The following is a 10165-nucleotide window of genomic DNA, read 5'->3' as shown; positions in this document are numbered from 1 at the left end:
CGCCCCCTGGCCGTGGGGAGCCAGGGGGCGGGTACGGGGCGGGAGGTGCCGTCAGATGCGGCGGGCCGCCCGCAGCGCCTGGGCGTAGTAGCCGCCGCCGTCGAGCTGCGAGGTGCCGCCCTTGTCACCCATCGTGGGTCCCCCCGCGTTCTTGCGGCTGGAGATGAAGCGCGGGTGGTCGGCGGTGTCCAGGCCGAGGTAGATGCCGATGTGGTCGATCCGCTTGCCGGACTGCTCCTGTGCCCTGAAGAACACCAGGTCGCCGGGCTGGAGTTGCTGGACGGCCGCGGGGCGCCGGTCGGTGAGGGGGATCACGGGTACGCCGAGCCGCCCGCGGGCGATCCCGTCGGGGGACCGCTGCAATCCGCCGCCCGTCGCGTTGTCCCTGCTGTCCAGCGCGACGCCCGCGCGGTAGCCGTACACCAGCCGGACATAGCCGGAGCTGTCGACGGAGCGCGCGCGGTCCTTCTCGGGGCTGCGGACGACCGTGTCGGGGAAGGTCCAGGGGACGCCCAGGTAGTCGTAGAAGTCCGAGCCCGCGCGCGCCGAGCCGCCGGTGGTGTCCGGGGTGTAGCGGGCGGCGCCGCTGTAGGCGACTCCTGCCGCCGTCTTCCGGGTCGGGGCGCCGGCGACGTACTCGAAGGCCGTCGCGAGGATGTCCGGGCCGCGGTCGGCGAGGCGGGACGTGAGCCAGGGGGTGAACCAGGCGCCGCGTTCCGCGCCCTGGGTCCAGGGCGTGGGCAGCAGCCGTACCCAGCTCTTGGTGACGACCTTGGCGTCCGTCGTGCGGGGCTCGGCGAAGGTCCGGCCGGGCCCGGTCAGGACGGCCGTGCGGGCGCCGTCGGTGAAGGTGGCGACGACGGTGCCGCTCCGGTCGCGGGCGACCGTGCGGGCGGGGTTGCCGATCCGCTCGAAGAGCAGCGTGCCGCTCCTGGCCTGGATCTCGGCGGCCGGCGGTGCCGATGGTGTCGGCGGCACCGGCGCTGCCGCCCGGGTGTCGCCGCGGTGTCTGAGCTGCATGGCCAGCCCGCAGGTCGCCGCGAACAGGACGGCTGTCACGAGGAACAGCACCGTGTTCCTGGTCAGGAGGCGTTTCACTGGTCAGCTCCGATGAGGGGGAAGGAGAGAGGCACCGCGGGCCGGCGGGGGCGCGGCTCATGTCGTCGGCAGGGCGCCCAGCAGCAGTCCGGACACCAGGATCACGTAGGTGGCGAAGGTGACCGCGCAGGTGGAGAGGACCGTCGCCGTCTTGGGCTGCCGCTCCAGCTGGTAGGCGATGAGGCCGGGGACGATGAACCCGAGGGCCTGGTGGGCGAACAGCAGCGGGAACTGCTGGTGGAGCAGCAGGGAAAGACCGGCCTGGAGCAGGACCCCGATGAGCACGACGGCGGCGAACAGCCGCTTGCCGTAGAGGATGACGAACCGCTGGAGCACCTTGGTCAGCAGGTAGGTCAGGGCCGCCACGGCCGCGACCATGGCGGCGCGCCGCAGGTCACCGACGAGGGTGAGGGCGAGCCAGCCGGGGGTGATCATGCCGCCCGGGGAGAGGTTCGTGGTCAGGTAGCACAGGAGGGAGAACACCAGACCGAGCGCGATGCCGATGGCGGCGATCTGGGGGGTGACGACTGCGGGGATCAACGGAGCTCTCCATGCGAGGAGTCGGGGTGGCCGGCGGGGTCGGGTGCGAGGGCGGCGAGCCGCTCCAGGAAGAGTTCGCCCTGGCCGTGGATGTTGCCGATGGCGACGACGGAGGCCTCCGGCCCCAGGTGGGCCAGCAGCTCCTCGGTGAGCCGGTCGGGGTCGCGGCGCTCGCCGCCGAGGTCGACGACGTTCCCGCTCCAGTGGGCGGGGATCGCGTCGGCGGCCGATCGGGTGGGGTGGCCGATGAGGAACACCGTCTCCGGGTCGAGCTGGGGGATGAGCGCGCCCATCTGCCCGTTGCGCTCCACCCGGTCGGGACGGCAGTTGATGACGACGTGCAACGGGCGCTGGATCGCGCCGAGTTCGAGCAGCTGGTTGATGTTCATCAGCGTCGACTCGGGGTCGTTGGCGGCGAAGACGTTCGCGAAGCGCAGCCGCTTCTCGTCAGGGGTGCGGTACCGCTCGACGGACAGCACACCCGGGTCCGGCGGCGCCGCGTACATCCCCTTGAGCGCGGTCGCGCGGTCGATGCCGAGCAGTTCGGCGACGGCGAGCGCGATGGCGACGTTCTCCTTGAACGTGAACCAGCTGAAGCCGCGCAGCTCCTCGTCGGTGACGGTGTCCGGGTCGGCGTAGACCAGCTCGCAGTTCCGGGCGTCGGCCTCCTCCTGGAGGATGTGGAAACGTTCCTTCTCGGCGGTGACACAGACACCGCCCACCGGCAGCGACCGGCACAGGGAGCGGGCCACGTCGTCCAGCGTCGGCCCCATCTCGGCGAGGTGGTCCTCACGGACGTTGCACAGCACGCCGATGGTGGAGCGGATCAGCTTGGTCTGGTTGATCTCCTGGAGCGCCGGCATGACGGCCATGCACTCCATGACCAGGACGTCGGGCCGGTAGCCGGCGGCCCGCCGGACGATGCCGATCTGCTCGACGACGTTGGCGATGCCGAACTTGCGGTAGACCGGCTCCTCGGTGGCGTCGGGGTGGATGAACCGGGCCGCGGTGCCCGTGGTCTTGGCCACGGTCACCAGGCCGCTGCCACGCAGCGCGCCCGCGCACAGCCGGGTGATGGAGGACTTGCCGCGAATGCCGTTGACCAGCACGCGGGTGGGGATGACGGCGAGGTTCGCGTCGTGGCGGCGCTGTTCGACGACGCCTGCCACGAGCAGGCCGGCGCAGCACAGCGCGAGGACGCAGTACAGGAAGAGCACGGTGGGTCAGCTCCTGGGACCGGGACTGGACGGGGTGTCGGTGCGGGGGAGGCGCTGTCTGATCACTTCGAGGCCGCGCGCGATGGAGCCCACCTCGTCGTGGTAGCGCGGGTAGAGCACCGTCCCGCGGTCCCCGGCCGCCAGCGCCTCGGCGCCCCGGGCGACGTCCCGCAGCGGACGGACGACGACGAGGTACAGCCAGCCGACGCACAGGGCGCCCGCGGTCATCCCCAGCAGACCGACGAGCATGATCCGCCGCTGTGCCTCGTACTGGGGCAGGCCGATCCAGAACACCGGCCGGATCGAGGCGACCTTCCAGCCGAGCTTGCTCGCGACGCCCGGCTTGTCGCCGAACGGCGCCACCGCGGCGATCGCCGGATCCCGCCGGCCGACCAGCACGTCGGCCGAGCCCTTGGCCGTCCGGTCGTCCCTCAGCCGGCTCCGCAGCCGGCGGTCGGGGACCCGGTCGAAGGCCACGAACCCCTTGTTGGACGCGATGACCCGCTGCTCGGAGTCCACCAGCCACACCGAGCCGAGACCGGGCCGGTTGAGGATGCCCGTCAGATACTGGACCTTGAACTCGCCCACGACATAACGGCGTTCGCCCTTCTTCGGCCCGCCCGCGACCGGCTGGGCGGCCACGGCCGCGAGCACCGGTTCCGTACCGGAGGTGTTCGTCTGCGTGACCCCGCTCTGGACGCGGGCCTTCTTCGGGGTACGGGGCTCCCCGCCCGCCTGGGCGAGGATCCCGCCCGCGCTGTCCACGACGTACAGGGACCGGTAGCGGCCGTGCCGCTCCAGGGACCTGTCGAGGACCTCGCGCGCCTTCTCCGGCTGCGAGGCGTCGACCACCGTGGCGAGCCGGGTGAGGTCCGCGTAGGCGTCGTTGATCCCCCGGCGCATCCGGTCGGCCGCCGTCGCGGTGCGCTGCCCCTGGTCGTCGGAGATCAGCCGGGGTACGGCGTCGGCGGGACGCGGCAGGGTGCTGCTGAGGGTCAGGAGCATCGCCGTGGGCCAGGCCACCAGGGCGAACGCGCTCACCGCGACGACGGTCCGCAGCCCGAGCCGTCTTTTGGCCGGTGCCTGCGCGGACGGGCCGTCCTCGCCCAGGAGTTGGCGGCGCAGTGCCTCCAAGGAGGCGCCGATCCGGGCGGGTTCCCCGAAGCGGGGGACGGGGACGGGAGCCGTGAGGTCGCCCGAGCCGAGCCGCCGCGCCTCGCGGCGCAGCCGCAGCACAGGCCGCTGCACCAGTAGGTGGAGGGCGGCGGTGACCCCGGCCGCGAGGGCCGCGAGGACGGCCGCGGCGAGGAGGGCGAGCCGCAGGTCACCGGTGCCGGTCCCGTGCCCCTCGGCCGGGACCGTCGTGACGACCGTCAGGCCGAGTTCGCTGCTCGGGCTCTCTTTCGTCGCGAGCCCGCGGGCCACCGCCGCGTACCCCACGGCGGTCCGGTGGTCGCCGTCCGCCGCCCCGACGAGGCTGCCGCTCGGACCGTCGAAGCCGCCGGCCGCGACGGCGGTCTCCGAGGGGCCCGCGCTCTGCGCCTGGTGGGCGGCGGTCACGGCCAGCGGCTTGGCGCGGACGATGCCGGGCGCCGGGCCGGTCGAGGTGAGCGGGTTCCCGTCCCGGTCCACGACGGTGAGCGTGTGCTCCTTGCCGACGGTGATGCCCGGCAGCTTCACGCTCTGGGAGGCGACGAGCACCTGCTGCTTGCCGCCCTGCGTCAGCGTCGCGAAGGCCAGCAGCCGGGTGACGCCCGAGTCGTCCCGCACCAGGGCCGGAGGCGGGTTCGCCGGCAGCCCGCGCAGGTTCACCTTCCCCAGCGGCAGGGCCTCGCCCTGCGCGGCGAGCAGCCGTCCGGTGGCCTGGTCGACGATGGCGCTGCCACGCCACTTGCGGTGCGGCCGGTCGAGGCGGGCCAGCACGCGGTCCGCCGGTACGGACCCGGAGGCCGCGACCTCCGAGGCCGCCGTCCGCAGGTCGGTGACGTTCTGGTCGACGGCGGCCTGGAGCGCGACCGCCCCGTCCTCGGCGATGTGCTGCTGGGAACTGAGGACGGCCTCCGGGACGCCGTGTTCGGTGTCGCTGCCGACGGCGAACACCGTCAGGCCCGCGACGAGCGCCAGCAGCACCGGCAGGGCCGCCACCGGCGGTCGCACCCCTCCCAGCACGGCCATGTCCGCACGACGCCGTGCCGGGCCCCGCTCGGATATCGGGGATTCACTGGTGGTCAAGAGAAGTCCTTTCCATGGGGGCGGTGCCGGGTGAAGAGGTGAGGGGGGAACTCGGCTCGGCGGTGACGCGGCAGTCGTAGAGGCCGAAGTTGCCCTTGGTGCGCCAGCCGTACTCCCCGGAGCGGACGCGCTCGCAATGGGACTTCACCCAGGTCGTCGCGGGGGTGGTGGGGCGCAGGGGAGTGAGCAGGACGAAGCGGAGCCGGCGAGCGGCGATCAGGTCGGCGAGCTGCGGGGCGCTGGGGAAGGGCGTCCGGCCGGTGAAACCGCCCATGACGAGCACGGGTTGGGCCTCGGCGCGCAGCAGACGCTCCGCCGGGTAGGCGGCCTGGGTCGCGACCAGGTACTCCTCGCCCTCGCGGTGCGCGACGAGGTAGTCCAGCAGGGCCGTGTCCCGGGTGCTCGGCCGGCCCAGCTCGGCGCGGCGCAGCGCGGACGGGTCGTGGAGCGCCCGGTGGTGGAAATCGCCGACCGGACCGGCCGTCGGGGACGTGGCGGCGCCCGCGTAGCGCGGGTCGAGGGACGAGACGGCCCAGCAGGCGGGGACCAGCAGCATCGCCGCGACCCCGGCGACCAGGGAGCCGTGGACCCGGCGCCGGGAGGCACGCGGCCCGCTGGACCACAGGCCGAACGCCCCGCAGGCCGCGAAGAACACCGCGAACACCAGCAGGCCGGGGGCGAACCAGGTCGGCCGGTCGAGGACGAGAGCCCAGGCCACCGTCAGCACGATCGCCGCCGGCAGCCACAACCGCCGCCGGCCGCCCGCCTCGTACGCGCCCGCCTCGTACGCGGACCTGAACAGCGCGAGCCCGCCTCCGGTGAGCGCGGCGACGGCCGGGGCGAGGACGGCCGTGTAGTAGGGGTGATTGCCGTTGGAGACGCTGAACACCACGGCGTGGACGGCGAGCCAGCCGCCCCACAGGAGGAAACCCGCGCGCAGCGGGTCGGTCCGCGGCTCACGGGCCCGCCAGACCAGGGCGGTGACGACGGCGAGCACGGCGAGCGGCAGGAACCAGGCGATCTGCGGGCCGACGGTGTGGTTGACGAGCATCCCCCAGCCGGTGTTCCCGGTGGTACGGCTCGCGGCGGTGGCCGGGACGGCGCCGAGCGCGGTGCCGTCCCCGCTGAAGCGGCTCACGCCGTTGTAGCCGAAGACCAGGCTGAAGGGGTTGTTGTTCGACGTGCCGTCGACGTACGGGCGGTCGCCCGCCGGAGTCAGCCACGCGATCAGCGCCCACGAGCAGGAGACGGCCAGCGTGACCGCGCCGCCCAGCAGGAGGCGCCGGGCCTTCCGCAACGCCGGGCCGTTCGCGGTGAGTTGGTAGACGAGGGCGAACACGGGCAGGACGAGCCAGGCTTGCAGCATCTTCGTCTGGAAGGCCAGCCCGACCCAGACACCGCACGTGATCAGCGGGAGCAGCCGCCCGGTGCGGACCGCCTTCTGTAGCGCGCCGGCGGCTGCCACCAGCAGCAGGGTGAGTGCGGTGTCCGGGATGGTGGCCCGGTTCAGCACCACGGTGACCGGGGTGAGGGTGAGCGTCAGCGCGGCGATCAGCGCCGCGAACGGACCGGCCCAGGCCCGTACGATCCGGTGCAGCAGCCAGACGGCGAGCACGCCCTCGATCACATGGGGCAGCGCGACGGCCCATGTGTGCGGCCCGAAGATCCGTACGGAGAGGGCCATCGGCCACAGCGCGGCCGGGGGCTTGTCGACGGTGATGGCGTTGGACGCGTCGAGGGAGCCGAAGAAGAACGCCTTCCAGGACTCCGAACCGGCCTGAACCGCCGCCGAGTAGAAGGAGTTGGCGTACCCGGAGGAGTCGAGGTTGTAGAGGTAGAGGAGGAAGGTCGCGGCGAGGAGGCCGAGGAAGGCGGGGCGGACCCAGGCCGCGTCGTCGGGACGGCCGCGCCAAAGTCCGCGTATCCGCGACGACTTGACCTGCTCGGCGGCGGGAGCGACCCAGGTGGGTTCCTGAAGGGTCGTCATCGCCGGTTCTCCCGCGGGTCGTTGTCGTACGGGCGGACCGGGGCGTCGTACGGAGGCCGGATCGGCGAGAGCCGCATCGTCGCGCCCTCCCCCTCCGTCGACTCCCGCTTGTCGGGGAAGACCCACGCACGGAACAGCAGGAACCGCAGCACGGTCGCCGCGAGGTTCGCCGCGATCAGCACCCCAAGTTCCGTAGCGTGCGAGGGACTTGACGTCGCCGCGTTCAGCGCGGCCAGCGAACCGCTGGTGAGCGCGAGGCCGATGCCGAAGACGACGAGGCCCTGCGCCTGGTGCTTGACCGCGCTGCCGGAGCCGCGTACCCCGAAGGTGAGCCGGCGGTTGGCCGCCGTGTTCGCGACCGCCGACACCAGCAGCGCGAGCGCGTTGGCGACCTGCGAGCCGGTGAACGTACGGAAACCGCTGTACAGCAGCAGGTAGAAGAGCGTCGACAGCCCGCCGACCACGCAGAAGCCGACGAGCTGCCGGGCCAGTCCCTTGGGTACGTCCATGATCTCGCGGTCGCGGGGATCGTCGCCGAACGGCCTGGTCAGCCGGTCCAGGGGAAGCGAACCGGTGGCCAGGGCCTTCCCAACGCGCCATACCCCTCTCAGGTCGTCGGTCGCCGTCTTGACGATGTGCACCGTGGAGTCGGGGTCGTCGACCCAGTCGACCGGGACCTCGTGGATCCGAAGGCCCGCCCGCTCCGCGAGGACCAGCATCTCAGTGTCGAAGAACCATCCGGTGTCTTCGACGAGCGGCAACAGCACCTGGGCGACATCGCGCCGGATCGCCTTGAACCCGCACTGCGCGTCCGAGAACCGCGCCTGGAGCGAGCCCCGCAGGATCAGGTTGTACGAGCGGCTGATGAACTCCCGCTTGGCGCCCCGCACTACGCGCGAGCTGCGGGCCAGCCGGGAGCCGATCGCCAGGTCGGAGTGGCCCGAGATCAGCGGGGCCACCAGCGGGAGCAGGGCGTTGAGATCGGTGGACAGGTCGACGTCCATATAGGCGAGCACCGGCGCGTCCGAGGCCGACCAGACGGTCCGCAGCGCCCTGCCGCGGCCCTTCTGCTCCAGCCGGAAGGACCTGACGCCGGTCAGCGCCGCCTCCAGGTTCTTCGCCACCACCGGGGTGGTGTCGATCGACGCGTTGTCCGCGATCGTGATCCGGAAGGGGTAGGGGAAGGTCCTGGCGAGGTGGTCGTGCAGGCGCTCGACGCAGGGGCCGAGGTCCTTCTCCTCGTTGTACACGGGGATCACGACGTCCAGGACAGGCGTTCCGGCAGCGCCGACCGGGAGGTGCTCCCGCGCCGGCAGCGTGCCCGGAGAAGAGTCGGTTCGCATGCCAACGACTCTGCTCAAGCGCCCTGTTGTACCCATGTGCCGGCACTGTGCTGACCCTGTGAGTCGAGTTGCCAGTTCGTTTCGGGGGACAACTGCGGGGCGAGCGCGGGCAGATGCACCGTGAACACGGTCTGTCCGGGCACACTGTCCACGGTCACCGCACCGCCGTGCGCGGTCGCCACGGCCTGGACGATCGCGAGGCCAAGCCCCGTACTGCCGGTGCTCCGCGAACGCGCCGAGTCGCCCCGCGCGAACCGCTCGAAGACGTGCGGAAGCAGCTCCTGCGGGATGCCCTGGCCGTTGTCCTGGACGTCCACGCAGAGCCAGGGCCCGCGCCGCTGGACGCGCGCCGTCACCGTCGTACCGGGTGGCGTGTGCGTACGCGCGTTGGCGAGCAGGTTGACCAGGACCTGTTGCAGCCGTGCCGCATCCGCGCTGACGAGCGCCGGTTCGTCCGGCAGCTCCAGCCGCCACACATGGTCCCGGCCCGCCGCGCGCGCGTCGCTCACCGAGTCGATGACCAGGGGTACGAGGTCGGTCTGCTCGAACTGGAGAGGGCGGCCCGCGTCCAGGCGGGCCAGCAGGAGGAGGTCCTCCACCAGGAACGTCATCCGGCCCGCCTCGGACTCGATACGGCCCAGGGCGTGGCGGGTGTCGGGGCCCACCTCCTCCCTGCCGCGCCGGGTCAGCTCCGCGTAGCCGCGGATCGAGGCGAGGGGGGTACGCAGTTCGTGGCTGGCGTCCGCGACGAACTGGCGTACACGCGTCTCGCTCTGCTGCCGCGCGTGCAGGGCGCCGTGGATGTGGTCCAGCATGCGGTTGAGGGCGGCGCCGACCTGGCCGACCTCCGTGTGCGGGTCCGTCTCCGGGACCCGTTCACTCAGGTTCACTTCGCCCGTGTGCAGGGGGAGTTCGGAGACCCGGGTGGCGGTCGCGGCCACCTTGCGGAGGGGGCGGGTGGCGACGCCCACGAGGACGTGGCCCGCTATCCCGGCCGCGATCAACCCGGCCGCCGTGACGCTGAGTTCGACCAGGATGAGGGTGCTGATCGTGCTGTCGGGGTCGGCGGTGGGGATCGCCACGTAGAAGTCGCCGTTGACGCCGGGGGCGTACTTGACGCGGTAGCTGCCCAGGCCGGGGAGGTCTACGGTGTGGGGATCGCGGTCCTGCGCTGTGGCGTTGACCGCCTTCAGCTGGGCCTCCGTGAGCGACTGCGCCTTCATGTCGTAGGTGCTGCCGGTCTTCCTGCCGACCACGCCCGCGGTCACCGAGCCGTTGTCGACCTTCGCGATCAGGGTCGAGCCGCCCGGCTGCGGGCCCCGGGTGACGAACTCCGTCAGGTCGACGGACTTCGTCCACAGCTGCGGGCCGTTCGTACCGGGGGGTCCACCCGGTCCCCCCGACGCCCTCATCGCGACCTCGCCGAGCTGCCGGTCCAGCTGGTCGTACAGGTGCTGGCGCAGCGCCAGCGTCGTCACCGTACCGATCACCGCGCACACCACGGCGATCAGCGTGACCGATGCGACGACGAGCCTGGCCCGCAGGGTGCGTCTCCTTCGTGGACGCGGCCGTCGTCGCCCGCTCATGACTGCGCGGGCTTGATCAGGTAACCGGCGCCTCGCCGGGTGTGGATCATCGGCTCCCGTCCGGCGTCGATCTTCCTTCGCAGGTACGAGATGTACAGCTCGACCACGTTCGCCTGGCCGCCGAAGTCGTACGACCACACACGGTCCAGGATCTGCGCCTTG

At 72.4% G+C, this 10165-nt stretch carries 8 protein-coding genes; all 8 read right to left on the bottom strand.

Translation table 11 applies throughout. The features are described from left to right. Positions 1-51: 51 nt before the first annotated feature. Positions 52-1098: an NlpC/P60 family protein gene (locus AOK24_RS23605; protein ID WP_055722072.1), complete on the bottom strand. Its 1047-nt coding sequence runs from the start codon at positions 1096-1098 to the stop codon at positions 52-54. Between the two features lie 57 nt (positions 1099-1155). Next, complete coding sequence (locus tag AOK24_RS23600) at positions 1156-1638, bottom strand: poly-gamma-glutamate biosynthesis protein PgsC/CapC (protein WP_010354781.1); 483 nt, start codon at positions 1636-1638, stop codon at positions 1156-1158. Continuing rightward, positions 1635-2855, bottom strand: coding sequence for a poly-gamma-glutamate synthase PgsB (pgsB, locus tag AOK24_RS23595; protein ID WP_055722071.1), 1221 nt, complete (start codon positions 2853-2855; stop codon positions 1635-1637). Before pgsB ends, AOK24_RS23600 begins: the two co-directional genes overlap by 4 nt. Before the next feature lie 6 nt (positions 2856-2861). Then, positions 2862-5087, bottom strand: coding sequence for a HAMP domain-containing protein (locus AOK24_RS23590; RefSeq protein WP_240554076.1), 2226 nt, complete (start codon positions 5085-5087; stop codon positions 2862-2864). Next, positions 5074-7074: an ArnT family glycosyltransferase gene (locus AOK24_RS23585; protein ID WP_055722070.1), complete on the bottom strand. Its 2001-nt coding sequence runs from the start codon at positions 7072-7074 to the stop codon at positions 5074-5076. The genes AOK24_RS23590 and AOK24_RS23585 overlap by 14 nt, the downstream gene beginning before the upstream one ends. Further along, a complete protein-coding gene (locus AOK24_RS23580; protein WP_055722069.1) occupies positions 7071-8417 on the bottom strand; it encodes a bifunctional glycosyltransferase family 2/GtrA family protein in 1347 nt (448 codons plus the stop codon). The genes AOK24_RS23585 and AOK24_RS23580 overlap by 4 nt, the downstream gene beginning before the upstream one ends. Before the next feature lie 14 nt (positions 8418-8431). Continuing rightward, complete coding sequence (locus AOK24_RS23575) at positions 8432-10003, bottom strand: sensor histidine kinase (protein ID WP_055722068.1); 1572 nt, start codon at positions 10001-10003, stop codon at positions 8432-8434. Continuing rightward, positions 10000-10165, bottom strand: a 166-nt coding sequence (locus AOK24_RS23570) for a winged helix-turn-helix domain-containing protein (protein ID WP_167376856.1), incomplete at its 5' end; no start/stop codon positions are given. The genes AOK24_RS23575 and AOK24_RS23570, both read right to left, overlap by 4 nt.

The sequence above is a fragment of the Streptomyces niveiscabiei genome, from assembly GCF_001419795.1.
Classification (GTDB): domain Bacteria; phylum Actinomycetota; class Actinomycetes; order Streptomycetales; family Streptomycetaceae; genus Streptomyces; species Streptomyces niveiscabiei.
This window is presented reverse-complemented; position numbering and strand designations above follow the sequence as displayed.